Below are 24,842 nucleotides of genomic sequence, written 5' to 3'. Positions count from 1 at the left end.
TGCTAACCAAAAAAGGCAAATACGGCCTGAAAGCCATGGTTCATCTTGCCGGTGTGTCTAATGGGCAGCTAATTTCCGCAAGTGAGATTGCCGAGCGGCATCACATCCCACGCAAATTTCTCGATAACATCTTCATCGAACTACGCAATGCGGGCTTTGTGCTGAGTCGCAAAGGCAAGGGTGGCGGCTTTTGTCTGGCACGTCCCGCTAGTGAAATTCATATTGGCAATATTATCCGCGCATTGGACGGTGCGCTCGCACCCATCGCCTGCGCCAGCAAGACCGACTACCAGCCGTGCGATGACTGCGATGAGACCGAATGTGAAGTGCGGCACATGATGCTCGACGTGCGTGAAGCAATCGCCAATGTGCTCGACCATCGCACGCTTGCCGACAGCAGGGCTTCCGAAATCGCCGCGCTGTCGGCTGAGTAGTTTTTTACGCCGCGACCGACCAGCTCGGGAACGGATCACTCAGGCGCAGCCAACTTTCCGGCTTGAACACTTCTTCTGGCACCAGGCAGCCATCAAGCTCGGCGGTAATTGCGGCCCTGTTCATTGGATCGACGCCGATAAAGACGATCTCCTGCCGACGATCACCCCATTCTGCATCGAGATAGGGTTGCATTGCACGATGCCATTCCGGTTCTGCCGGCCAATAGCTGCGCGGAACTGCCGACCACCAGCGACCACGTTTGTTGGTACGGACCAGCGCACCGGCCTGGCTGAGCTCTCCAACATAGTCGGGCCTTGTTGCCAGCCAGAAAAAACCCTTGGCGCGGACAACACCCGGCCAGCTCTTATCAATAAAGGCCTGAAAGCGGGCCGGATCGAAGGGACGACGCGCACGATAGACGAATGAGTGCACGCCATATTCTTCTGTTTCAGGCACATGATCGTTAAAGCCGTGAAGCTCTTTGTACCAAAGGGGATGTTCATGAGCGCGATTGAAATCGAAGCGTCGTGTATTGAGGATCGCATCAAGTCCGACCTGACCGAAGTCCACTTCTTCAATTTGGGCATCGGGATTGAGCGACCGGATCACCTTGCGCGCAAGGTCTTGCTCCTCCGCGCTCGCAGTCGAAATCTTGTTGAGTATCACAACATCTGCGAACTCAATCTGTTCGACCAGCAGGTCGACCAGCGTACGCTCATCCTCATCGCCCAGCGATTCACCGCGGTCGCGCAGAAAATCATTTGAAGAATAATCTTTCAGCAGATTGGCTGCATCAACCACCGTTACCATCGTATCGAGGCGCGCCAGATCGGACAGGCTTTCGCCTTTTTCATCACGAAACTCAAAGGTTGCTGCCACCGGCAGAGGCTCCGATATGCCAGTCGATTCGATCAGCAGATAATCGAAGCGATCCTGAGCGGCGAGCTGGGCTACCTCTTTCAAAAGATCATCTCGCAAAGTGCAGCAAATGCAGCCATTGGTCATTTCAACGAGCTGTTCCTCGGTCCGGGAGAGGTCTGCCCCGCCCTCGCGCACAAGGGCCGCATCGATATTGATTTCGCTCATATCATTGACGATCACCGCAACACGGCGATTCTCGCGATTGTTGAGAACGTGATTGAGAAGTGTGGTTTTGCCTGCACCGAGAAAGCCGGAGAGTACAGTGACGGGAAGCCTTTTCATGGGAACTCCTTTGCTGGCGGTTGTAAGGTACGCTGCGGTTGCAGCGTTGCTGGCGATTTATGTTATATCATTACATTCAATTGGCTAAAAGGAGGCGGCAAAGCCACCTTTTGAGAGATCCAGTTAGAACATACTCGACGGATGATCCGGCGTGAGCAGGAGCTGGTTTAACATTGGTACACTGCAAAATCCCGACCTGCACTTGAATGGAGGGATTTTCAAATCAATCATCGCGTATCGAAGATGCCGGGCCGCCCATACAGGCAGCCCGGCACCACAACAGGTCGCTTCCGGGTGGGGCCCCAGAACGAGGGTGCGACCAATGTTACTTCGACAAGCAACTCTTGAGGGAATCGGCCAGATTGCGTATGAGCTGCGGATAGAGATCCGGGCCGTCCTTCAATTCCGCGCCAAGCGGATCAAGCGTGCCGGTTTTCGCATCCGTTCCATCGATAACCGTATTGACCAGCTTTGGCTCAAACTGCGGCTCGGAGAACACGCAAACAGCGCCCAGTGATTTGATCTTTTCGTGAATATCCTTGATGCGTCCAGCACCCGGCGCCTTTTCAGGGCTCACTGTGATCGAGCCTGCAGCCTTCACGCCAAAGCGATTCTCGAAATACTGATATGCGTCATGGAAGACAATGAACGGTTTATCTTTTAGTGGTTGGAGTTCGCTGTCGATATCTTTGGTCAGCGCATCAAGCTTGTCGGCATAGTCGGCAGCATTCTTTTCATATTGCGCGGCATGTTCAGGATCGTTTTCGCTCAGAACCTTGGCGATATCACCGACGAGAACCTTGCCGTTCTGCGGATCAAGCCAGAAGTGAAGATCAAACTCGCCATGATGGTGGTGATCATCGGCTTTTTCTGATGCTTCATCGGCGTGATTATGGTCGTCATGCTTTTTTTCACGCGCATGGTCATGAGTTTCGTGCTTGTGGCCCTCATGGTCATTGTTATGCGCGTGCTCGCCTTCCTCGCCGCCATGATCGTGTGCCTCAAATGGGCCACCTTCACGGAACTTTAGCTTCGTCAGCCCGTCGGCTTCGCCAAGTGCAACAACCTTGGCACCCTCGCCCAATGTGTCGAACGGTTTGTCGAGAAACGTTTCCATCGAAGGCCCGGCCCAGAAAATCACCTTGGCATGTTCAATGGCTTCGGCATCCGATGGCTTCAGACTATAGGAATGCTCAGAGCCCGCGCCCTGAACAATGAGCTTCGGCTCACCCACGCCCTGCATAACTGCTGCGACAAGCGAATGCAGCGGCTTGATGGAAACAACGACGCCTTCGCGCTCAGCGGCTGACGCCACTGTACCGAAAGCCGCCATAAATGCAGATGCCATAAGCAGGGAGCGGATATGTTTCATGGGTCTCTCTTGAAGAATTCGCCGAGGGGAACAACATAGATGAGTGATATGTTATTTTATTACGTCATTTGCGTTATGCTATAACGTCTGCAATAAGGAGATACAACCTCTTTTTGGAGAAATGTGCACAGCCGAGAGACGGCCAACGCAAACAGACACGAATCGTCATACTCTCCCTAATTCTTGAGACAAGAATTTTAGAACGCACGATTCATTTTCCCAAAAGCATCGTTAAAGGCAGCGAAAGCCCAAATTAGAATGGCCCAAAAGACCTCCCTCCCCGCAAATTCAAAGCGGGAACCATTGATAGAGCTGAAAGGCGCCGGCGTTTATCGCGACGGGCGATGGCTTGTGCGCAATGTCGACCTTAGCGTCCATCACGGCGAGATCGTTACGCTGATTGGACCGAACGGCGCGGGGAAAAGCACTACTGCCAAAATGGCTCTGCGCGTTTTGAAGCCCGATGAGGGCGCGATCGCCCATAAAAGCGGCCTTCGCATCGGCTATGTGCCGCAGAAGATCAATATTGATCGTACCATGCCGCTCTCAGTCGAGCGCCTGATGACACTGACTGGCCCCCTCGGCAAAAGTGAAATTGCGGATGCCCTTCAGGCGGTCGGCATTTCCCATCTCCTGAAAGCCGAAATTGCCAATCTTTCCGGTGGCGAGTTTCAGCGCGCCCTCATGGCGCGCGCTTTAGCACGCAAACCCGACATTATGGTATTGGATGAGCCGGTACAGGGCGTCGATTTTTCCGGTGAAGCCGCTCTTTACGAGCTGATTGCAAAATTGCGCGATGATTCCGGTTGCGGTGTCCTGCTGATTTCACACGATCTGCATCTGGTGATGGCAGCAACAGATCGCGTTATCTGCTTAAACGGCCATGTCTGTTGCAGTGGAACACCGCGCGATGTGACCTCAAGCCCCGAATATACGCGACTTTTCGGCAGCAGAGCGGTCGCTCCTCTTGCTGTCTATGAACATCACCACGATCATACCCACCTGCCCGATGGCCGCGTACTCCATGCCGATGGTTCTGTAACAGATCATTGCCATGCCGATGACGGCCATCATAACGACCATGATGGGCACAATCACGGTGGGAACGGGCACGAGGGCCACCATCATCATGAGGAGAAGCCACATGCTTGATGACTTTTTCACCCGCGCCCTTATTGCCGGTGTCGGTCTTGCACTGACCACGGGTCCGCTTGGCTGTTTCATTGTGTGGCGCCGCATGGCCTATTTTGGCGACACGATGGCCCACTCAGCGCTGCTGGGTGTGGCGCTGGCGCTGATCTTCGACATCAACCTAATGATCGGGGTTTTTGCCGTTTCCGTCATGATTTCGGCAATTCTTCTGCTTCTGCAGCGACGCCATACTTTGTCGGCAGATTCCCTGCTCGGCATTCTGTCCCATGCGACCTTGTCACTTGGTCTGGTAATCGTAGCCTTCATGACCTGGGTGCGTATCGATCTCCTCTCATTCCTTTTCGGCGATCTGCTTGCAGTTTCGCGGATCGACATTGCCTTTATCTATGGCGGCGGCATTCTCGTTCTGGGTGTCATTGCCTGGCTCTGGCGCCCATTGCTGGCCGCAACCGTCAGCGAGGACATTGCGCGTGCGGAAGGAATGAACCCTGCCGTCTCACGGATCGTCTTCATGCTGCTTCTGGCAATTGTGATTGCAATTGCGATGAAGATCGTCGGCATTTTGCTGATTACATCGCTTCTGATCATTCCCGCAGCGACTGCCCGGCGCTTTTCCTCCACACCAGAGAGAATGGCCATTCTAGCATCTCTGATTGGTGCGCTCGGCGTCATTGGCGGGCTATATGGTTCTGTCGAGTTCGACACGCCATCTGGCCCATCGATCGTCGTTGCTACCCTTGCTATTTTCATTTTCAGCCTCTTGCCCCTACATAAAGGAGAGGCATCACTGAAACGGACCGCTGGACAATGAGCAATCATCACCACCATAACCATGCATCGCACGATTTGACCCGCAATCAGACACTTGTTTTCAACGTGTTGTCCAAGGCGGATGGACCTCTCAGCGCCTATACGATCCTCGATCAGCTTCGCGATGACGGTTTCCGTGCGCCGCTGCAGGTCTATCGCGCACTTGAAAAGCTTCTTGATTTTGGGATGGTACATCGCCTTGAAAGTCTCAATGCTTTTGTTGCATGTGCCCATCCGCAATGCCACCAGCACGGACTGATTGCTTTCGCGATTTGCGAGCAATGCGGTCAGGTGACGGAGTTCTCCGAGCCGGCCATTGAAAACCTTGTCAGTGCATGGAGCCTCCAAAGCGGGTTCAAATCACGTAAAACCACGCTGGAACTGCGTGGTCGATGTGAAAAATGCGGTGAGCACTGAACTTAGGTAACGCATACTAAAGCGATGCCTGCTATATTTTCTCTTCAAGGGGAACAGCAGGCAGAAATTCATGGTACGCAACAAGCCGTCTCAGGAACGACGTAGGGAGGAACGACAGCGTACACGGCTGCGGTCAGGAAAAGTTATCGATCTTGATGGTCGGTTCATTATCGAGTGCCAATTCTGCGACATTGCTCCACACGGCGCACGATTGAGAATAACCGAAGTTCCGAATCTTCCAGAGCGGTTCTGGCTTTTTGACGATCATTACGCGCGAGCAATTCTGGCGCAGATCGTCTGGCGTGAAAAACGTGAAGTCGGCGTTCAGTTTACCGTAGACCCTTCCCTGCCCCCTTTGGATGACGAACGTCTGAGCCAGCTGGCAGGAAAATACTATTCACTCTAACTCTTTATTTTTTATTGGATTATCCAGCACAAAATTGCTTCTCACTTTTGCCGGAACGCTGTAATTTAGTGTTCAGTCGACGCCTGCTTACCCGCTGCATTGGGTGATACAGCTCCGCCACGCATATTCATGGCGCGGATTTCTTCAGCGGAAATATAATTGAACTGCTCGACGAGCAGGTCCTTGATGACCGGCTCTGGAAAACGTGCATTCAAATCGCTGATCACCGATGCGCGAACATCCTCGAACTTCACTTTCTCGACTTCTTTCGTATCCGAATAGCTGCCGTAGAATTTACGGAAAATCTCGTCACTGATGAAATATTCGAGCGGAACCGTGATCTTTTTCCGGATATTAGAATCGATCGTATAAACCAACTGCGTTACGACATAGCCAGCAACGCTACCATTGGAGATAATAGGAACGCTCATCACATCCGTTTTGACGTAATCGAGCCCACCGAATCCTCCTGCCTCTGCTTTCACCTCACCAGATGATCCATCGTTCTGGCGAACGGCGAAAAACAGGGAGCCCAAAGCAACTGCACAGATCCAGAGGCCGATTACGATTGTGCGGATCATCTTGCGTGACCGAGCCTTGCGCTCTGCATGCTGTAAGTGCCGTCGGCATCCTGCGTTTCAAGCGCACCGCGAATAAGATCGGCCAGCTCGCCAACAGCACGCAGATGCAATTGCAGCGCTTCGCAATTCTTCTCAAGTTTCTGCTTGAGGCTATCGAGCAATGGCTGCAATCCCTTCATCGTCGCTGGTTCAGCAAGGCTTGCAGCCTTTTTAATTGCTTTGTTGAAGTCATACAGGCCACGGCTCTTGCGTGAATTAATCTCAGCGAGATCCGGATGACCGCCTTCAAGCAGAAGACGAGTTTCAGTATCAATGACGTCCTCAAGACGCTGAATTGCACGCACGACCGGCGTGAGTACGGGCTGCTGTTCCAGGTCCTGAACCGAGCTTGCCTCCAGTGCTGCTTCCACCACTTGCGGCAGCAGGCTGATTTCGGAGCTTGTGTCAGTCATTTTCGAGTTCCTCAATTATATTGCATTTCCAGCAAAAGTGCGAAGTGGCTTTGCGTCGGATAATGCGTAAAAACAAACAGTTACAGCGGTTCCAAAGTTTCGTTCTTAGCGGGAACCGCTGTAGGTATCAGCGGGTCGCGGTTTTATTCGCCAGTCAGGTCTTGGAAGGGTTTGCTGTCCTGACCGCTCGATTTTGTGCTCGATGTTCAGCATCAGCTACGAGCGCGATCTCCACTGTCATTGTTTCCCAGTTGTTTCTGAATGAGCTGCCGTTCAAATCCGTGAACGATATCTTTTGAAACTGCGTCTGTGTTCATTCCCTGTCCCAGATCGTCGATCACGCCTCCTAAGGCCAAGGTTGACGAGTTTTCCGCGCGCACCTTCTGCGCTGCCTGCGCTTCAAGCATTTTTGCGATACCAACGCCGCCGGTATCGGCCATCTTGTTCGCCATCGCTTCGGCCATCATTGATTTCCAGTATTCGCCTGCGATGCCCTTGCCGAAGGTGGCCGTCGTATCGCTGGTAAACATCGACTGGACGAAAGATTGCAGCATGAAAGCTTCAAACTTCCGATAAGCCGGGTTGACTGTGTTCGCCCCTTGCGGATTGAACCGAACGCCTGAAGCCAGGCTTTCAGAAAAACTGACGAAGTTTTTTCCCGTATCCGTATCAGCGCCCACGGGACCAGTGCTTGCCGATATGGATTTCAGACGCTCTGCCGCAAGGCGATACGCCTGCGGGTCAGCCGCACGCGCCACGTCCATAACCAGATCTGACGGCGGATTAATCGCCATACAACTTGTCCTTCTTCATCTCTTGATTGCACATTAATCTGTCAAACTTGACTGAAGCTTGTGGTACGAATCAGTTTCAATTTTATGACAAAACCTTGGTCAACGCGGCCAGCGCAAACTCACCAGATTTATTGCAAACAACTGATTTTATTACTTTTTTTCTATCGAGATCGCGACTTATAGTCTTGCGGCGCGGTGGTTTTCCGGCTAACAAACTCTTCAATTAGGCTTGCAAGCTCTCGTCTTTCGGCACCATTGCGAACAGTTTCGAGCCGATCTTCCAAAAGTTCTACCCGACGTTGTTCTTTCAAAAGGCATATACGTTCTGATTCGAGCTGCTGCTCAATTTGGTCTGTTGCGAGCGCATTCGCCCCCAGCCGTTTGATGAGCAGAGATGGATCGACCGTAAAGGCATCGCCGTCATAACGGCGATCCTGCATGGCGATCAGCGCGTCACGTTCTTCATCCAGAACAGTCTTGCGGTTGCTGGTTACAGACAGCGAGGCTTCCAGCCGTGCAGCGCCGAGCTTCTGCAAGGTGATAAGCTTTTTCAGATTACGGGCATTGGTTTGAGCCATGCAATCCTCAGAACAGATCGCGCAGCTGCGTTGCAGCTTCGCCGGTGAAAAAACGCAGCAATTCGGGCAGGATGAAGTAGACAACCAGAAGCCCCCCGCCCAGCACGAAGGGCATCGACACAAAGTAGATCGGGATCGTCGGCGTCAGCTTATTGATAAGACCGATGGCGAAATTGACCAGAATCGCAAACACGATAAAGGGTGCTGCGATGCGTAACGTCGCCAGAAATGCTGTAGAAAGCGCATCGCTGATGTCGATCATCGCAGCATCAGGCCTGAAATGCCCGTCAACAGGGATAGCCGTATAGGAGCTCAGCAGTGCTCGCAGAATTTCAAGATGCAAATCCGTGACGAAAAATAGGAATAGCGCGCTGAAAGTAACAATGGTCGCAAGCGTTGCCTGTGGTTCTGCTTCCGTAATCGCATCTGCTGGGGTACCCGAATAACCAACCGCCATTGCCATCATGTTGGCCATAAACTGCAATGCCCAAAAATAGATATGCGCCAGAATCCCGATCACCCCTCCGATGAACATTTCGCTGAGCATGAGGCGGAACATCGCGAGCGGATGGCTGCCATCAAGGCTCGGAGCAATATTTTGGATCACCAAAGGCAAGACCGCAAATGAACAGGCAAGCGCGATAAACAATCGTACCTGCAAGGGAATGCGTCCGCTTGAAATGCCGGGCATCAGCATCAGACACGCGCCAACGCGGCAGAATGCAAGCATGGCCGCAAAGACAAGTTCATTGATCGGCAGTTGCGTGATGGGCAACGGGTTCACTCCCCCGTCAGGAAATCGCGCCGAGCGATTTCACTTCGACACCACGCGCAATCTCCACATGTGAAAGCACGGGAAGCGTTGCAAACAGCCGCTCGATAATCATTCGGATGTAAGGGCGCGCTTCCGGCGAAGAAACGAGGACGAAACGCTCGCCACTATCGAAATGTTTGCGGATTGCTGTGGTTGCTTCTGTGCCGAACTGCTCAAGCTGGCGCGGGTCGATGTCAAATTCGACGATTTCACCCTTGTTGTCGCGCTTGAGGCTCTGGTGGAACACGAGGTCCCAACGATTACCAAGACGAAGCACGTTCAGAACACCATTGTCTGAAAGATCGCCGCATATCTGCTGCGCCATCCGCATCCGAACATGCTCGACGATCATCTCCGGTCGACGGACCAGAGGTGCAATTTCGGCGATGGATTCGAGAATAAGATGCAGATTGCGGATCGAGACGCGCTCCGCAAGCAACAGCTTCAAGACTGCCTGCAAACCAGAATAGGAAATATTGGCTGGGCAAATGTCATCCAGAAGCTTGCGGTATTCCGGACCAAGGCGGTCCAGCAGAATACGCATATCCTTGTAGGAGAGAAGCTGCGCCAGATTATTGCGCACGATTTCGCTAAGATGGGTAAGCAGAACCGACAAGTTGTCGACAGTCATATAGCCATCGCGGCGAAGATCTGAAGCAAAAGTCTCGGGCACGGAATAAGCACGCATACCGAAAGCTGGTTCCCGTACTTCCTCACCCGGAATGGATGGCAATGGACGCTCGCCCAACACCACGAGAATTTCACCGACCCGCAATTCATGGCTCGCAACTGCGGTACCGTGAATTTTGATGCGATAGCTCTTTGGCGGCAGCGAAATATCGTCGGTAACTTTGATCTCTGGGATGACGAAACCATATTCCTGCGCAAACTTCTTGCGCATCTTGGCAACGCGGTGCGCAAGTTCCTGCTGCGAAGCAATAAGGCGTGCGGAAAGCTGCTTGCCCAGGCAAAGTTCAATCTGTGTGGTTTCCAGCGAAGCCTTGACCGAGTTGCGTTCCAGGTCTTCTGCGTCACGCTGCTTCGACTGTGCTTCTGCCTCTTCTGCCTCGCGCTGACGCGCCTGACGGCGTGGCACGGCAATACCGACAAATGCCATCGCACCACCAAGCAGGAAGAACGGGAAAGCCGGGAGGCCTGGCATGATGCCGAGAACAAAGAGAAGGAAGGCAGCAATCAAAAGCGCCTTGGGGTAAGCGCCGAGCTGGCCAAAGATCGCCTGATCTGCGGAACCGCGGGTCCCGCCTTTGGACACCAGAAGACCTGCTGCGAGCGAAACGATCAGCGCAGGGATCTGCGTAACCAGACCGTCACCAACCGAGAGCTTGGTGAAGACGTCAGCAGCTTCCGAAATATCCATACCATGGCGGGTAACGCCAATGATAATCCCGCCGAAAATATTGACAGCGGTGATGATCAAACCGGCAATCGCATCACCGCGGACGAACTTGGACGCACCGTCCATCGAACCGAAGAACGAGCTTTCTTCTTCCAGTTCACGACGGCGATGCTGTGCCTGCTTTTCGTCGATCAGACCCGACGAAAGATCGGCGTCAATCGCCATCTGCTTACCGGGAATAGCATCGAGCGTGAAGCGGGCACCTACTTCCGCAATACGTGTCGCGCCCTTGGTGATAACCAGGAAGTTGACGATGATGAGGATGGTGAAAACCACAAGACCGATGACAAAATCACCGCCCATCACAAACTGCGAAAAGCCATGAATAACATGGCCTGCCGCCAGATAGCCCTCGTTACCATGGGTCAGGATCACGCGTGTCGTCGCAATATTGAGCGACAGACGCATCATGGTCGCAATAAGCAGCACCGTCGGGAACGCCGAAAAATCAAGCGGGCGCTGAATCCACAGCGAAACCATAAGGATAAGAACGGAGAAAGCAATCGAGAAAGCAAGGCCGATATCCAGAACAACCGCTGGAACCGGCAGGAAAAGCACTGTCAAAATAATGACGATACCGGCAGCAAGGCCCATGTCGCCACCGGTCAGAATTCCACGTTTTGTCAATGGCTTAGCTACTGCCTGCTGCACGTCCGTCTCCTGTTATCAGACGGAACATAAACGACGAAGCTTGCGCGAGGGCTGCGTTAGAGCAAAAATCCTGTCGGAGTGAAACGAAGATCGATAAGATTATGTTTCCAATAAGACGGCTTAGGGCGTCGATCTGATAAAATCAGATCGGAACGCGCTCTAGAAACCCTTTTCGATGCGCGAATAGGCCAGCAGCGTGAAAGAGTTGATCTGCGCGCCAACAAATGGCGCGGTAAAGGCAAGCACCACAAAAATAACGATGATCTTCGGCACGAAAGTCAGCGTCATTTCCTGAATCTGGGTCAAAGCCTGAAAAAGCGCGATGCCGATACCTGCAAGCATTGCCGCAAGTACGGCTGGACCGCTCGCCATAAGCACGGTCCAGATCGCCGAATTTACGATATCGAGCGCATCAGCTTCGTTCACAGGTAAGGTCCTCAGCGCACAGCGCTTTTGCCCAGTTTCGGTTCAAATGAACTATCGAAACTTCGTCTCAATCTAGATTTTTAGCGCATGCGATTGTCTCTAAACCCGCAGTCGGTTTTGGAGACATCGTTTAACTGATCTTGACGCCCTGGCCGATCAGCATCGTCTTGCCGTCTTCGAGTTCAGCAAGCATCCCCGAAGACTGAATCGTGACAGACTTGACCACACCCGTAACCGCGCCGTCAGCACTCGTCAGCGTGCGACCAATCCAGCCTTCAGCCTGCGAAAGCGACGAATTGGCGATCAGCGTTTCGAGCTTGCTGTTCATCTGCACTGCCTGTTCGACATTGGAGAATGTCGCAAGCTGCGAGACATATTGCGTCGCATCCATCGGCTGTGTGGGGTCCTGGTTCTGCATCTGGGTAACGAGAAGCTTCAGAAAGGAATCATAATCCACACTCGCCTTGGCGGCGGCGGAACTGCTGCTTGATGACGAGTTTGCCGTATTGTTGGCGCCGACTGTCGATGTTGTCGTCATAGACTTGCCCCTTAGAGCGCTGTTTGTCCCAAAGGACGCTCTAGAGCATTTCCTGTTAAAGCTGAATTACTGGAAATGCTCTATCTGTTTGTTTTTACACGGCTCTGGTTCCAAAAACTGACTTAGATTCTTGGGCCGATGCCATAGGCTTTTCTGTTTGTATGGCAGGCACCGACAGGCCTTTTTCACCCATCAGCTCTGCCTCACGCTTATATTGCGTGCGAATTGTTTTCAGTGCCTCGAAGACGCGCCCGTTATGCACCAGCTCATCAACGAGCTTGAGCGCATTGAGGATTTCCGCATCCTTGAACGTCGCAAACATGCCCTTCAACATCTGTGCAAATGTGTTGCGCGCCTGTTCCCTCAGAGCCGGCTCAATCAGGATCGTCTGTGCCGCAAAATAGAGCTGACGCAGCGGGGATGTCGTCTCTTCCGGCTGCAAAACGTGGTTTTCCAGAAGAAATGTCGCGTCGTTCAAAAGCTCCAGCGAAACCTTACGGTCAGCTTTCAAAACCGCACCGTTGATATAAATCTTTTCGCCTGCACGTAGCGAAAGACGGATCGCTGATTTGCCGCTCGTCGTCATGTCAAAGTCCGTCACGTATAGATTGAGTAACCTCGATCAGAGTGTCGTAATCGGTGCTTTCACCCTGTCGAATTTGCTCGATTTCTTTGAGAATGAAGATTCCAACCGAAATGATTGCGGCTTTCAGTTCTTTTGGAAGCACATTCTCTTCTGAACCAAGATCTTCAATGATTGTGGTCCACAGCTTGGTTGTGAAGTAGGAAGCATCGATGCCCTCGCGCGATCCCGCACCATGGGCTTTCGCAGCGGCGAGCATTTCAATCGAGCGATCAAAAAGCATCCGCTCGCGTTCCTTGGCGCTCGCCATATCATCATTCATGACGTCTTCGTAGCGCAGCTGATACATTTAGTCTCCGTTTTCCGGCATCACTCGTACGAACCGCATCACGCTGCCCGATTTGTGATGTTCTTCTTCAGGTCGGGTGAGCGCCCCACCGTATTAAAAGCACGATTCGTCGACCTCATAATTGACACCGACCTTTATGCATCGAGAGAGCGTATAGCGCTCAAATGGTTTTATTTCAGATAGTTGAGCAAACTCATATTCTGCAGCTGAACAGTTAGCGCATAAGAAGTCTCGATCTGCGACATCAGCGCATTGACGCGCGTGGCAGCCTCATAAGGATCGACCGATTCAAGGTCCAGAACCGATTCATTGAGGATTTTCTGCTGCGCCCCGATCCGTGTTGTAGCGGCATTAGTGCGCTGCTGAGCGAGACCCAGCGTCGTCTGCTCAGAAGTCGTCTCCGTAATTGCCTGCGTTGTGGTCTGCATTGCCTGATTTGTCAGAGCCTGAAACGCCGAATTACTCAAGCTAATCGTTGCGAACTCGGAAACCATGACAGCAGACATTATGGTCTTGCGGAAACCATCAGCATTCGCCGAAATGGAGGTCGAAGCTGTTTCGGTCGGTGAAATGCGGCTCTTGATCACCGTATCAGAGGCATTCGACCAATTGGCATCCCAGTTGGCATCATTGAATTGCTCGGCAAAATCACCTTCAAGGAAGGTCTTCATTTGGTCGCCAGTGATATTGGCGACCTGCGGATCATCCATAGCAAAGCCGAAATGAACTTCAAATGCCTGGCGAACTGCATTCTGCGCCCGGCTGCCTTCCGTGTAGTCAGCAATCGGCTTCACATCCGTGTTGACACCTGAGAAGAGATATTCGCCGTTATAGCTGGTGTTTAGCAGGCCTGTGACTGAATCCAGCAAAGACTTTGCCACTTTCGCCGCAGTCTGGGCACTTTCAACGGTGCTGTTGGCACCTGTTAGATCACCAAGAAAATCTTGCGTGTTCTCAATAATGGTCGTGGTCGCAGTCTGTGTCGTCGTCATGCGCTGCTGCAGTAGCTTGTTCATGTCGGTGAGAACGGTAAGGCGATCATATTCTTTGCGCAGCGATATAGTCTGTCCAGCCTTGGAACCAAGCGACAAACCAACATCGAAAACCGTACCAGTGGTGGCTTCCTGCTGCGCCTTTGCAAGCTCAGCCTTCGTCTTTGCTACGAGAACCTTGAGGGCTGAAGCTGCACCATAGGTAGAAATAGATTGCGCTTTCATAAGCCTCACACCGCTCTGAGGAGTTCGTCAAGCATGGCGTTGACCGTCGTCAACACGCGGCTTGATGCCTGATAGGAATGTTCCAGATCGAGAAGCAGCGCCATTTCGGTGTTTATATCGACACCGTTGGCATTGGACAGAGCCTGATCGGCCTGAACTGCTACAGTCTGGTTATAAGAGAAATTGGCATTCGCAGTCTTGCGCTTGCCTTCCAGCCAACTGATGGACGACGCGCTGTAATCGATCAGGCTCGCATTTGAACTGAGCCCAGCCGACGAAGCGAACGTCAGTGGCTCGGAGAACGCCTCATTTAAAGCACGCAGACGATCGCTAAAGCCGCTCGCACCGGCTGAGTTATACTTGTAATTCGCGCCATTTGCACCGCCATCGCGCAGCAGCAGCGAGCTGCCGCCTTCGGCTGCAACAAACGCCGATGACACATTGATCGTGCCTGCGAGACCAGCTGTAACACCCGCGCCCGGAATGGCAGGCGAATTTGACCAGCCGAAAAGGCCTGTTAGTTTTGGACCTGCATCAGCCTGTTCGGTTTCTGCAAACATCGACACCAGACCGCGAGCGATCTCATCGAGCTGCATCTGATATTGCGGCGCAATCTGATCACGCAGCTGCAGAAGCCCACTCAGACGGCCGGTGCCATAAGGCTGATCGAATGTTTCATGTGTAAGTGGCACACCATCGACGAGAACTGGATTGCCAGCAACACCAGCCGCCAGACCGCCAGAGGGTTCGAAGCTGATGTTGCGCGCCGTGGTTTCAAACAGCGTCACGCCATTTTCCGCAAAGATGACCATGTCATTATCGCCGCGGACCATTGTTGTGATGCCCAGTTCGCCGGAAAGCTGCTTCAGCAATGAATCGCGCTGATCAAGAAAATCGGACACATCATTGCCGGCACGTGTGCCGCTAACGATCTGCTGATTGATCTTCTCGAACTTCGCCAACACATCGTTGATATTGGCAACGGAGTCCGCGATTTCATTATCTGCATCTGTGCGCAGAGACTGGATCTGTTTCGTGCCTGTATTCAGTGCATTGGCTAGTGACTGGGCAGTCGAAACAACGCTATCACCAAGAGCCGAATTGGATGGCGAGGCAGCAAAAGTCTGGAGCGCATCGCGAAGATCGCCGATCAACGCCGAAGGCGAACCCGAGAAATTATCTGCAGAATAAAGCGACGAAAGGCGGTCAAGTCCGCCTGCAAGAATGGATGATGACGATGCAGCACTGTTTGACTGAATAAAGCGGTTGAACAACGCTTCGTCAGCGGATCGGCTTATATTGACATAAAGCGAACCATACGGCCCCGAAGCCAGCGACGCAGTGCGGCGCGAGTAATCAGGATCATTGACTCCCGCAATATTGCGAGAGACGACTGACGTCTGCTTGGACGTTGCCGCAAGCGAGCTTTTGGCCGTCAGAAGAGCAGAACTAAGCGACATCTTATCCCCATCCTACATCGAACCGTCTTTGTTGCGAAAACAGTCCAGTTTTAAAACTGCAATTCCGGAGAGGCTGACCACCTCCCCGGAATTGCATCAATTTATCTTTTCAGGTTAACCAACACGTCCATCAATTCGGAGCCGGTCTGGAAGACCTTCGAATTAGCGGTGTAGCTGCGCTGAGCTTCGATCATATCAGTCAGCTCTTGCGCGATATCCGCATTGGATTCTTCAAGCGCACCTGCAGAAACCTTGCCCATGCCCCCGTTTTCAGGGAAACCTAGCTGAATATTGCCGGATTCTGCACTTGGCGAGAAAACGTTGCCGCTTATCACCGACATGCGATCCGGGCTTGCCACAGTTCCCAGTGGAATACGGTAAAGCAGCTTCTGCGAACCGTTTTCATAAAGAGCAACAACCGAACCGTCTTTACCGATATCAACCCCCTTGATAGACGAAGGGGCCTGACCGTTGATAACAGCTTCAGTGATCGTATAGTCTTTTGCGAGTTGCTTGGACGAACCAAGATTAAGGTTCAACGCCTGACCGTTATAAGCTGTCAGATCGACAGCAACGTCACCGCCAGAAAGCAGCTTACCATTTGTGCCATCGAAGTTCAGCGTTGTCGTGCCGACTTCAACACCATCTGCGGCGTTCTTAATCGAAACATCCCAGGTATTATCGGCGGTCTTGGTAAAATAGACATCCAGCGTGATCTTGCCGCCGAGATTGTCGTAAGCGATCAGCGATGTCTTGTGATTGAATTCGCCAGCAGCAGGGACCGAATCAGTAGAAGGCAGGTTGACGGTAAAGTTGCCGGACGTGCTAGGCGTCGCAATAAGATCCGACGGCTTCACGTTTACACGTTCCAGACCGTCAAAGCTGTTGGCGACCGTATTAACATTGCCGTTAGCATCCGCAGGATAACCCATCAGGTAATAACCAGCCGTATTGACGAGATTGCCGAACTGATCCGGCACAAACGAACCTGCACGCGTGAGGTAAGGTGTGCCATCAGCGTTGCTGACGACGAAATAGCCATTGCCGTCGATTGCAAGGTCGGTCGCGGAGGCTGTCGAACGAATGCCGCCCTGATCTGAAATACCATAGCGGATATTGGTCGCGACGCTACCGGAGTTATACTGGCCTGCGGTGCTTGGCAGAACGAGCGATGAGAACTGCGCATCGGCGCGCTTGTAGCCGACCGTGCTTGCATTCGCGATATTATCTGCGACTGCCGACAAGCGGTTAGCCTGCGCGTTCATGCCTGAAACGCCGGTCCGCATCATACCGTAGAGGCTCATTGGCAACTCCTGAGAATTTGAGAATCCGCAGATAAGCTATCGGGCCACGCTTGCGTGAAACTGTAGCCTTAGAATTTTTTTACGCTTTTACTGAGGACACAATCAGTTTCAGGCTTGCCCGGACAAGACTACCTTCAAAAACCGCGAATTGTTGGATTTGAGCTTTGTAAAAGCTCGATAGAAAAGACACGAATCTCAATCGATATTAATTGAGTATCCAAGAAAACGCTTTGAATCAACAGGATCAAAACCAAGCTTTTCACGCAATTTTTTGCGAAGCTTACTAATATGGCTTTCGACCACATTCTCTTCGACTTCGCTATCGAAAATGCCGTAGATCGCGCTGAAAATCTGCGCCTTGTTCAAGCGGCGACCACGGTTTGCAATTAGATATTCAAGGATCCGGCGCTCACGACGTGGCAACGGAAAATCCACACCATTTATCTGTGGATCACGACCATCGGAGAAAACGCGGATCGGTCCAACCTCGGTTCCATCATTACCTGATGCAGCCGAAGCACCTGTTCGGCGGCGAATGGCGTTGATGCGGGCGAGGATTTCGCGGACGTGAACTGGCTTGCGGACGACATCATCAACCCCGGATTGAAAAAGCTCCAGAGTGTGCTCCAGTGACGGGCGGTCGTTTACGGCAATAACAGGCGCCTTGCAGCGTTCACGAATACGCGCTGGCAGACCGTTCTGAGCCTCACACTCGCCAATTAGAAAGGCTTCTACAGCCATAATATCCTGATGGGGGACGCTTTCGACCCATTCATTGAAATCGGATGGTGTGAACCCGGTTGTCGTGATGCCTTCTCGGCTGAACCAAGAGGAGTACCCCTCAGTCACAATATTCCGCTCATCTACGACTACGATCATCGGCCCGCCTTCCGAATCAATATGTTAACCCACGCAAGACAGCAGTAGCTGGCATGAGGAGTCAGCGGCAATTACACAAAATTGCCCGCAATAAATTGGGAGGCTTTTTAGTAATATCTAATTTAATATGAATCGCCATGATTGCATAGGCCAGACACTTTTGGTCTGGAAAGCTTAACAAGTCGTTAACGAGCTCACGAAGTTTAACGATTCTTTACAAGGACTTAAAAAACTACCCTCTAAAACACATTATCTAGTCACGCGCAATCAGAGGTTGAGCCCCATGAAAGTAGCGTGTATACGGCGCCGCTCTACAACCCGGAATTTTGTGGGATTCTTGGTCAACCTGCGCAGAAGTTTTTCGCCTGAGGCGTCCAATTTCCGAAGCCTGTTGCGATCATATTTGCCATCACACGACACACATATCGCTTCTGTGCAGGATCGTTATTCGGACCTGCATGATAACGCGCTACTGCCATCGTCCAATTGCCTTCGCGCTCACGCAGACGCTTTAGGAAGCGCGCTGCATAATCAACATTAAGGCTTGGTTGCAGCATCGCGCCGACAGACGGAAATTCGCTGGAATGATAATAGTGGTTGATCTGCATACAGCCCAGATCAATAAGTTTTACACCTTCCGCGTGTGCCTGGGTGAAACGCCTTAAAGCAGCAGCTTGAGATGGGAAAAACTCAGCCTTTCCTTCAATGTTCATCGCATAGGGCTGAAGCGAGTTTTTGCGCCCGGTTTCTGTCAGACCAACAGAATATAGAATACCGAGTGGCACATCATAGCGGGCGGAAGCTCGATGCATTTCCCGTTCGCAAATGTTCTCTGCTTTAGCGTCTGTTAAACTAAACGACGATGCCGCGATTCCAGCCGCCAGAAAAACCAGAAATTTCGCGTTCATTGTCTTCAGTCGGTCTACGAGTGCGTGCATTATTGCTGTCTGCCTGTCCAGATTCACCATTCTGCCTGCCCTCACCACCCATAAATTGTGCCTGCGAATTTCCCCGGCCATCCGAGCCATTTTGCATGTCAGCGGTCTGCTGGCCTTGCTGTTGAGAGCTGGCCTGTTGGTGCCCCGCACTTTGGCTTGCGGAGCTGTGCTGAACTGCACTGGCTGCTCCACGTTCAGTCACTGTGACAGAAATTTTCGTGTCGTCGGTAATGCCTGCGACTTTCAAAGCTTTTTCGATCATTGAACGATCGGCAGCCAGCGCGTCGGCAGCATTTGCTTTGTCAGCAACCAGATGCACTTCCACACTGTCAGCAACCAGACGAATACGAGCGGTCACCCTGCCAAGCTCAATCGGGTCGAGCCTGATCTGCAAAGTCTTCACAGCACCAAAGCTGCGTTCAGAGAGGACTTGGATATCCGCGATGCGTGCTGCAGCCGTTGGCGTAGTTGATGCAGGGGCCTTTACATAGTCTGCAGGTGCAGACTTCCCGGTTTGCTGCTGCGGCTGAACATTTGGACGATCAGCTTCTGCAGCATTGCTGGACTGAAGTGAAAGCTCAGGCTTGGGCAGTGCAGAAGAGCCGTCTGTGGCGCTGTCAGTCTGCTGATCTTGAGTTGCAGCAGGTCGAGTGTGAGTGAACAAATTTTCAGGCTTTGCCGCCCCCCTGGGATCGGCTGTTGCTTGCGTCTGCTTATTTGCCTGAACGTTTTCCTTCTGATCCTTCTTTGGCTCTGCATCAGGCATAGGCAGGCCATCGGCAACTGCAGCCGTCAGTGCAAGGTCTGCAGCCTCTTTGGTATCTGCCAGCGCCGATACATCTATCGACGGCTGGGTAGCAGTATTAGGTGCAGCTGGCTGGTCGTCTTCTTTCGGATTGCTGAACCCTACAGCAAGTGCAAGCAGGTTCTGCGACACACCATAGGCCGAAGATTGAACGGGCGTATCCTGATCAGCTCTGTCGCTATCTTCCGACTGCGTCTCATCCTTCTGTTCGCCTTCAAGCGATAGCTTGTTTTGAGACTTTTCCAGCAATGCGCCAAACAGTTTGTCCGATTCAGACTGTTCCTGATTTTCGCGGTTGGCTTTTGCCACAGCGCCCTGTTGGGCGCCTGTACTCCTGGCAAGTGAAGCCAGTCTTCCAGCCGTAGTGAGCAAAAGATCTACGCTCATTGAATAGTCTTTCCTAGCAAGGCATCAATTTCCGCAAGCTTGCGCCGCGCATCATCCATGGTCTTCTGCACATCATCTTCCGGTTTTGCAGCCTGGGATGGCTTCCATCGGGCAGCAGGAGAAGCGGTCTCTGGCGCCTTGGCCACGGCGGGCGCCTCATCACCGTCAGCAATCGGCATTGCCGGAATGTCAGTTTCGCTTCTGGCTGGCTTTGCAATGCTCTCAACGGGAGGCTTGCGCGTCACCAACGATCCTACAGCTTCGGCCGCCTGTAGAAGCTGCCTGTCACGTTCCTGCAGACGATCAGGCGAAATCTGAGACAATTCACGCAATGCATCTTTGGCGGAATCCGAAGCAACATCACTTGCCGCTGCATAAAGATTGGCTCTGCTCGGATCAGCTTTCAGATGGTCGGCTAGCTTTCTTGCCTCAGCCGACATGAAGCGAGCGCGATCTGTCTGCCCATCCACCAGAGCGCCGCGAGCAATTTGCAGATAAAGTGAATATTGCATGACCGTATCAGCTGTACCGATCAGCTTGACCAGTTCGGCATTGCCGATGCGGTCATTGAGTTTCAACGCCGCGTCCACAAATTGCTTCATAAAATCCCTCATATAGGGAGAGCGCGGGAAGCGTTGAAGGTAATTGCGTGACAACATTCTAATCTTGTCTGCATCACCGAGCTTGGCGGCAATCGGCATCGAACGACGAATAGCCGCTTCTTCAAAAAGCGTACCCGGACTATCGAGCCGCACCTGATCAAGACGCAGAAGTGCTGTTGCCGGATCAAAAGCCGTCATCTGGCTAGCTGTTACTAACACGATGGAAGAGCGTAGCTCGGCTGGCAGCTGTGGTGACAGCGGCATTGAGAACAGCTTCACCACCTCAATATTCTGACCCGATGCGTAGGCAAGCGCACCTTTGACGAGCTCTGGCGGAACAGTCTTGCCATCAAAACCAGCAAGCACTTTTCTCACAGCATCAGGGTTACCACCGTTAAACAGATAGATGATGGCCGCATAAATATTCTCAGGCTTGTCCCAAAACTCTTTTGGAGCGCGTTCCATATCAGCACTCACAAAAATCAACAGCCTGTTGAGCATAACAACAGCTTCTGGCTTTCCGGAAACCAGCTGATCCTGCAACATACGCAGCGAGCGGACAAGCTTATAGGGTTCAAGCACCGGCAGGCTGCGTGGCTCGTCTGCTGCTTGCGTCTGCGCATACGACACCACACCTCCGCTTGCCAGCGGAAGGCTTGCAACAAGTACGAGCAGTGCGCGCATTACCAATTTCTTCATGGATTGGACTTGAGGAAGATGTCGATGCGGCGATTCTCGGCGGCATTTGGATCGGAAGCATTCTTCGGTTGGCGGTCGGCATAGCCTTCAACTCTCAGAACACGCTTTTCATCAAGCCCGCCACGCACCAGCATATAATAGGCCATCTGCGCACGCGCCGAAGACAAACGCCAATTGTCGTAGTTTGCACTCTTGAAGGGTCGCGCGTCAGTGTGGCCGCTGATGATAACGTCACCCGACTGCCGCGCGATAACCTGTGCAATGCGTTCAAGCATTTGCACAACGCGCGCATCCGGCTTGGCGGAGCCAATCGTGAACATGCCGAAGTCGACTTTGTCGGTCAGCTGAATCATGACACCGCCATCGACCGGGACGACTGTAACGTCCGGCATAGGTTCAGCCTGTGCCGCTTTGCCGTCATCCGTCGTCGTATTTCCCTCCGCTGCCTTCTTCAAATCAGAAATCAGTTTTTCCTGGGCTCCTACTGGCTTTTCAGCCCCTTCGGCTTTTGACTTGGCTTTGGCTTCCGCTGTCTGTTGTGGCGGCGTAGCCGGAGCAGCTTCCGGCGGCGTCAGTTCTTCCGCAGCCCTGTTCGACCAGTAATCGGGACTGAAAGGATCTCGATAGGCATCGCCGCCGTCACTGCCTGTCTGGGTGCCAGCCTGTGCGCTGCCGCCATCGCCTTTTGCGGACTGGTTCTGTAAAACGCCAGTTTCATGCGCAAGTTCCGACAACACAGCGTATGGCTCGCGGAACATGCGGCTTTCTTCCTGCTCAATGGGCGGAGAAGCAGCGTTATCGTTGATAACCTTGGTGCCGTTTTCGATCTGCGTGTCGCTCTCGAAGCGAACTTTGCCGTTCTGTTCGTCAATGTCCTGCACGCCCTTGGGACTTGAATGACGGTCCATCAGCTTAACGGGATTGAAGTAACTGGCGACAGCCGCTTTGCTTTCTTCGTTGGCGGCATTGATGAGCCACATGACCAGGAAGAACGCCATCATCGCCGTCATGAAGTCGGCGTAAGCGATCTTCCAAACGCCGCCATGATGACCATCATGATCATCGTTCTTGCCACGGCGGACAATTATGATTTCGCGCTTGGTCTCCGGATCAATGCTCATCTGGTAGCTTCCCTTAGTTCTTCCAGAACTGGCGCGACGCGTGTTTCAAGCACACGATCGCCAAAGGAAAATGAGAGTTCGCTGGATGCGTTCTCAGTATAACGACATCCAGGTGGCAGAAGGTCGGCATGATCCTTGAGCGGCTCAAGCAGATGCGCTGGACCGAAGATTTCAGGCGCTTCTCCTTCCAGAGCCAGCTTGCTGATCCGCTGCGCGAAACCGGCAATTGCGTCCTGTTCGATTCTGGCTACCAGCAACGGTGCCAGAGCCTCGGCAATCTGCGCCGATATGGATTGTTCAAGCTCGCTCACAGCTTCCGTCAAAGCACCCGCCAGGAGATTGGCCTGCTCACGAGAGAAACTCGCACGCAATGCTTCAACGTCCGCTTCATGCTCACGCAGCAATCTGGTCTTCTCGGCTTCGTAAAGCGCTTCTGCCTCCTTGTGACCGTCTTCGCGACCGGCCTCAAATGCAGCCCGCTTTTCCTCTTCAATCGCGATAATGCATGCGACTTCCTCCTGCTCTGCAAATAGAGGCTTCTCTGAAGCTTCTATTTGCAGATCGGTGTGCTGCAAGCGCTCCGACAAAGGTTGCGGCTGTGCGGGGGCCGCAATGATTTCGACCGCTTCGTCGGCGATACGATGCGTCGAGAAATCAGGAAGGTAGCGGCTGAGTGCGAGCGTGCTCATAATCAGGCAGCCTCGAGCTCCGGCATTACAGATCGCTGGTTTGATGCTGCATCCTGCTTGATAGCGGTTTCGTGGATCCATTGCTTGAGAACTGCAGCGACGCGCTCTTCATCCATCTCAATCATCTGTTCGAGACGTAGCTTAGCAGGCATACGCATACGCTGACGCAGGTCGCTAAGGCTCGTCTTCATCTGATCAGCATAGGCTTCTGGTCCACCGATCACTGCCTTAGCGCCCTCACCGGCGATGGCCTGCTGTGCATCACCAACAAAGTTTGGCACAGCGACATCAGCCGGTTGACGCAGCGCAACTTCTGTTCCGGATGGCTTTGCGTTCTGATCGCGGAGCAAAGGACGAACACCAAACCAGATCAGGAACGCAACGGCAGCAAGAATTGCCAACGCATTGACGTAAGAACCACTCTGACGCATCAGCTGCTCGGACCATGGCGTGGAAACCGGCTCCATATCCGCGCCAGCAGGGCTGAGAAAGTTGACAGCCGTTACGTTGATCACATCCCCACGGTCGGCATTGAGACCGGCGGCCGTTGCAACGAGGTCGCGGATTCTCAAGATCTGCTGATCGACGAAATCTGCAGGAGGCGGCGTGGTGCCCGCCGTTTCAAGCAGACGCGCCTGATCGATAACGACGGCAATCGACAGACGTTTGATGGTGTAGCCATCGCTGACTGTGGACACCGTCTTGGTGTTCATTTCGTAATTAGTGAGTTCTTCGCGGCGATCGGTCTTTTCAGACGAGCTTTCGCCGTTGCGGTTCTGAATTTCTTCTTGCGGAATATTCTGCTCAACGCCGGTGGCATTGTCATTGCGTGCGTTGCGGGAGTCCCCGCTTTCGCGAACAACACGAACAGAACGTTCAACACGCGATTCAGGATCGAACTGAGTTTCGTTGGTCTGACGGCGGTCGGTATCAAGCGTTGCCTGAACACTGCTCTGAAAGTGACCAACACCGAGATATGGAGCAAGCGCCTTGCGGATGCTCTCATCCACATTGCCAGCCACTTGCTGTTCAAGCGACGCAGTCAGAAGAGCAGCACCATTCGCAGCTTCCCCGGCCGAAGCGAGCAGACGACCATTGGTATCGAGAACCGTAATGGACGAAGCATCAAGCGATGGTACGGCGGCTGCAACCAGTTGGCGGATCGACTGTGCGGATTCAGCGGCAAACCCGCCTTCAGCACGGATCACAACCGAGGCAGACGGCTTCTGGTCACCGCGACGGAACGAGCCTTTTTCGGCCATGACGATGTGGACACGTGCAGCTTTGACGCCTCGAATGGCCTGAATGGTGCGGGCGATCTCACCTTCAAGCGCACGAACATGTGTGATTTCCTGCATAAACGACGTCAAGCCAAGCGAGCCCATATTGTCGAAAAGCTCGTAACCGGCGTTATTTGACGTCGGCAGACCTTTTTCAGCCAGATACATACGCGCCTGTTCTGCCTTGCCGACAGGAACAAGGATCGATGAACCGTCAGACTTTACGTCGAAAGCGATGCCCGCTTCACCGAGCGCCAAACCCATACGATTCACGTCATCGCGCGAAAGGCCGACATAAAGTGTCTCATAGGAGGGGCGACTCAGATAGACGCTCGTATAAAGAATAGCGCCCATCAATGCAGCCCCGACAAGTCCGAGCGCAATAAGTTTTCGCGCGCCAAGCTTGCCGAGCGTTCCCTTAAGCTGTTGGAGTAATTGCTGGAAATTTTGCTGCATCGATACCACCGCCATCCTGATGCGAAC

Annotated in this window: 27 protein-coding genes (1 of these 27 running past the window's edge); 5 read left to right on the top strand and 22 right to left on the bottom strand. The window is 52.8% G+C overall.

Annotated features, from left to right (window positions below; all coding sequences use genetic code 11):
* Positions 1 to 434, top strand: the 3' portion of a protein-coding gene (locus tag KMS41_12875) for an Rrf2 family transcriptional regulator (protein ID QWK79822.1). 1 nt of this gene lie to the left of the window's left edge; 434 of the gene's 435 nt are visible here — the last part of the coding sequence; the start codon is cut by the window's left edge — 2 of its three bases fall inside, at positions 1 to 2; the stop codon is at positions 432 to 434.
* A gap of 4 nt (positions 435 to 438) precedes the next feature.
* Here the strand turns inward: KMS41_12875 and zigA are convergent, their stop codons facing one another.
* Positions 439 to 1,638, bottom strand: a complete 1,200-nt coding sequence (gene zigA / locus KMS41_12870) for a zinc metallochaperone GTPase ZigA (GenBank protein ID QWK79821.1) — start codon at positions 1,636 to 1,638, stop codon at positions 439 to 441.
* 325 nt (positions 1,639 to 1,963) lie between these two features.
* Positions 1,964 to 3,010, bottom strand: coding sequence for a zinc ABC transporter substrate-binding protein ZnuA (gene znuA / locus KMS41_12865; GenBank protein QWK79820.1), 1,047 nt, complete (start codon positions 3,008 to 3,010; stop codon positions 1,964 to 1,966).
* A gap of 258 nt (positions 3,011 to 3,268) precedes the next feature.
* On the opposite strand from znuA, the gene KMS41_12860 reads away from it, so the two are divergent.
* From KMS41_12860 to KMS41_12845, 4 genes are all read left to right on the top strand, one after another.
* On the top strand, positions 3,269 to 4,162 hold the full coding sequence (locus tag KMS41_12860; GenBank protein ID QWK79819.1) for a metal ABC transporter ATP-binding protein: 894 nt from the start codon (positions 3,269 to 3,271) through the stop codon (positions 4,160 to 4,162).
* Positions 4,155 to 4,973 (top strand): zinc ABC transporter permease subunit ZnuB, encoded by an 819-nt coding sequence (gene znuB, locus KMS41_12855; protein ID QWK79818.1) that lies wholly within the window; start codon positions 4,155 to 4,157, stop codon positions 4,971 to 4,973. Before KMS41_12860 ends, znuB begins: the two co-directional genes overlap by 8 nt.
* The gene (locus KMS41_12850; protein QWK79817.1) at positions 4,970 to 5,389 is read left to right on the top strand and encodes a transcriptional repressor; all 420 of its coding nucleotides are present in this window, start codon (positions 4,970 to 4,972) and stop codon (positions 5,387 to 5,389) included. Before znuB ends, KMS41_12850 begins: the two co-directional genes overlap by 4 nt.
* Positions 5,390 to 5,459: 70 nt before the next feature.
* Positions 5,460 to 5,795, top strand: coding sequence for a PilZ domain-containing protein (locus KMS41_12845; protein QWK79816.1), 336 nt, complete (start codon positions 5,460 to 5,462; stop codon positions 5,793 to 5,795).
* A 65-nt stretch (positions 5,796 to 5,860) separates the two neighbouring features.
* On the opposite strand, the gene KMS41_12840 is transcribed toward KMS41_12845, so the two are convergent.
* The 20 genes from KMS41_12840 to fliF all read right to left on the bottom strand — a co-directional run bounded on the left by KMS41_12840 (position 5,861) and on the right by fliF (position 24,830).
* On the bottom strand, positions 5,861 to 6,376 hold the full coding sequence (locus KMS41_12840; GenBank protein ID QWK79815.1) for a hypothetical protein: 516 nt from the start codon (positions 6,374 to 6,376) through the stop codon (positions 5,861 to 5,863).
* Positions 6,373 to 6,828 carry a flagellar protein FlgN gene (locus tag KMS41_12835; GenBank protein ID QWK79814.1) on the bottom strand — a complete coding sequence of 152 codons (456 nt, stop codon included), beginning with the start codon at positions 6,826 to 6,828 and terminating at the stop codon, positions 6,373 to 6,375. The genes KMS41_12840 and KMS41_12835 overlap by 4 nt, the downstream gene beginning before the upstream one ends.
* Before the next feature lie 212 nt (positions 6,829 to 7,040).
* Complete coding sequence (locus KMS41_12830) at positions 7,041 to 7,622, bottom strand: rod-binding protein (GenBank protein ID QWK79813.1); 582 nt, start codon at positions 7,620 to 7,622, stop codon at positions 7,041 to 7,043.
* 161 nt (positions 7,623 to 7,783) lie between these two features.
* Complete coding sequence (locus KMS41_12825) at positions 7,784 to 8,200, bottom strand: hypothetical protein (protein ID QWK79812.1); 417 nt, start codon at positions 8,198 to 8,200, stop codon at positions 7,784 to 7,786.
* A 7-nt stretch (positions 8,201 to 8,207) separates the two neighbouring features.
* Entirely contained in the window at positions 8,208 to 8,975 is a 768-nt protein-coding gene (gene fliR / locus KMS41_12820) for a flagellar type III secretion system protein FliR (protein QWK79811.1), read from the bottom strand.
* A 16-nt stretch (positions 8,976 to 8,991) separates the two neighbouring features.
* Positions 8,992 to 11,082 (bottom strand): flagellar biosynthesis protein FlhA, encoded by a 2,091-nt coding sequence (gene flhA, locus KMS41_12815; GenBank protein QWK79810.1) that lies wholly within the window; start codon positions 11,080 to 11,082, stop codon positions 8,992 to 8,994.
* A 159-nt stretch (positions 11,083 to 11,241) separates the two neighbouring features.
* Positions 11,242 to 11,508: a flagellar biosynthetic protein FliQ gene (gene fliQ / locus KMS41_12810; protein QWK79809.1), complete on the bottom strand. Its 267-nt coding sequence runs from the start codon at positions 11,506 to 11,508 to the stop codon at positions 11,242 to 11,244.
* Between the two features lie 130 nt (positions 11,509 to 11,638).
* Positions 11,639 to 12,046, bottom strand: a complete 408-nt coding sequence (gene flgD, locus KMS41_12805; GenBank protein ID QWK79808.1) for a flagellar hook assembly protein FlgD — start codon at positions 12,044 to 12,046, stop codon at positions 11,639 to 11,641.
* Positions 12,047 to 12,140: 94 nt separating this feature from the next.
* A complete protein-coding gene (gene flbT / locus KMS41_12800) occupies positions 12,141 to 12,632 on the bottom strand; it encodes a flagellar biosynthesis repressor FlbT (GenBank protein QWK79807.1) in 492 nt (163 codons plus the stop codon).
* A 1-nt stretch (position 12,633) separates the two neighbouring features.
* Positions 12,634 to 12,978 (bottom strand): flagellar biosynthesis regulator FlaF, encoded by a 345-nt coding sequence (gene flaF, locus KMS41_12795; GenBank protein ID QWK79806.1) that lies wholly within the window; start codon positions 12,976 to 12,978, stop codon positions 12,634 to 12,636.
* A gap of 170 nt (positions 12,979 to 13,148) precedes the next feature.
* Positions 13,149 to 14,195 (bottom strand): flagellar hook-associated family protein, encoded by a 1,047-nt coding sequence (locus tag KMS41_12790; protein QWK79805.1) that lies wholly within the window; start codon positions 14,193 to 14,195, stop codon positions 13,149 to 13,151.
* Positions 14,196 to 14,200: 5 nt separating this feature from the next.
* Positions 14,201 to 15,655, bottom strand: a complete 1,455-nt coding sequence (gene flgK / locus KMS41_12785; GenBank protein QWK79804.1) for a flagellar hook-associated protein FlgK — start codon at positions 15,653 to 15,655, stop codon at positions 14,201 to 14,203.
* Between the two features lie 101 nt (positions 15,656 to 15,756).
* Complete coding sequence (locus tag KMS41_12780) at positions 15,757 to 16,959, bottom strand: flagellar hook protein FlgE (protein ID QWK79803.1); 1,203 nt, start codon at positions 16,957 to 16,959, stop codon at positions 15,757 to 15,759.
* A 195-nt stretch (positions 16,960 to 17,154) separates the two neighbouring features.
* Positions 17,155 to 17,838, bottom strand: a complete 684-nt coding sequence (locus KMS41_12775; GenBank protein QWK79802.1) for a response regulator transcription factor — start codon at positions 17,836 to 17,838, stop codon at positions 17,155 to 17,157.
* A gap of 341 nt (positions 17,839 to 18,179) precedes the next feature.
* Positions 18,180 to 18,746, bottom strand: a complete 567-nt coding sequence (locus KMS41_12770) for a transglycosylase SLT domain-containing protein (GenBank protein QWK79801.1) — start codon at positions 18,744 to 18,746, stop codon at positions 18,180 to 18,182.
* Positions 18,691 to 19,542 (bottom strand): flagellar hook-length control protein FliK, encoded by an 852-nt coding sequence (locus KMS41_12765; protein QWK80243.1) that lies wholly within the window; start codon positions 19,540 to 19,542, stop codon positions 18,691 to 18,693. The genes KMS41_12770 and KMS41_12765 overlap by 56 nt, the downstream gene beginning before the upstream one ends.
* A 422-nt stretch (positions 19,543 to 19,964) precedes the next feature.
* Positions 19,965 to 21,269, bottom strand: coding sequence for a chemotaxis protein (locus KMS41_12760; protein QWK79800.1), 1,305 nt, complete (start codon positions 21,267 to 21,269; stop codon positions 19,965 to 19,967).
* The gene (locus KMS41_12755) at positions 21,266 to 22,390 is read right to left on the bottom strand and encodes an OmpA family protein (GenBank protein ID QWK79799.1); all 1,125 of its coding nucleotides are present in this window, start codon (positions 22,388 to 22,390) and stop codon (positions 21,266 to 21,268) included. Before KMS41_12755 ends, KMS41_12760 begins: the two co-directional genes overlap by 4 nt.
* Positions 22,387 to 23,079, bottom strand: a complete 693-nt coding sequence (locus KMS41_12750; protein ID QWK79798.1) for a hypothetical protein — start codon at positions 23,077 to 23,079, stop codon at positions 22,387 to 22,389. Before KMS41_12750 ends, KMS41_12755 begins: the two co-directional genes overlap by 4 nt.
* A gap of 2 nt (positions 23,080 to 23,081) precedes the next feature.
* A complete protein-coding gene (fliF, locus tag KMS41_12745) occupies positions 23,082 to 24,830 on the bottom strand; it encodes a flagellar M-ring protein FliF (protein ID QWK79797.1) in 1,749 nt (582 codons plus the stop codon).
* Between the last annotated feature and the right edge of the window lie 12 nt (positions 24,831 to 24,842).

Origin of the sequence: Ochrobactrum sp. BTU1 (assembly GCA_018798825.1) — a bacterium.
GTDB lineage: Bacteria > Pseudomonadota > Alphaproteobacteria > Rhizobiales > Rhizobiaceae > Brucella.
Note: the sequence above shows the minus strand (reverse complement) of the source record. Positions and strands in the feature narration are given on the sequence as shown.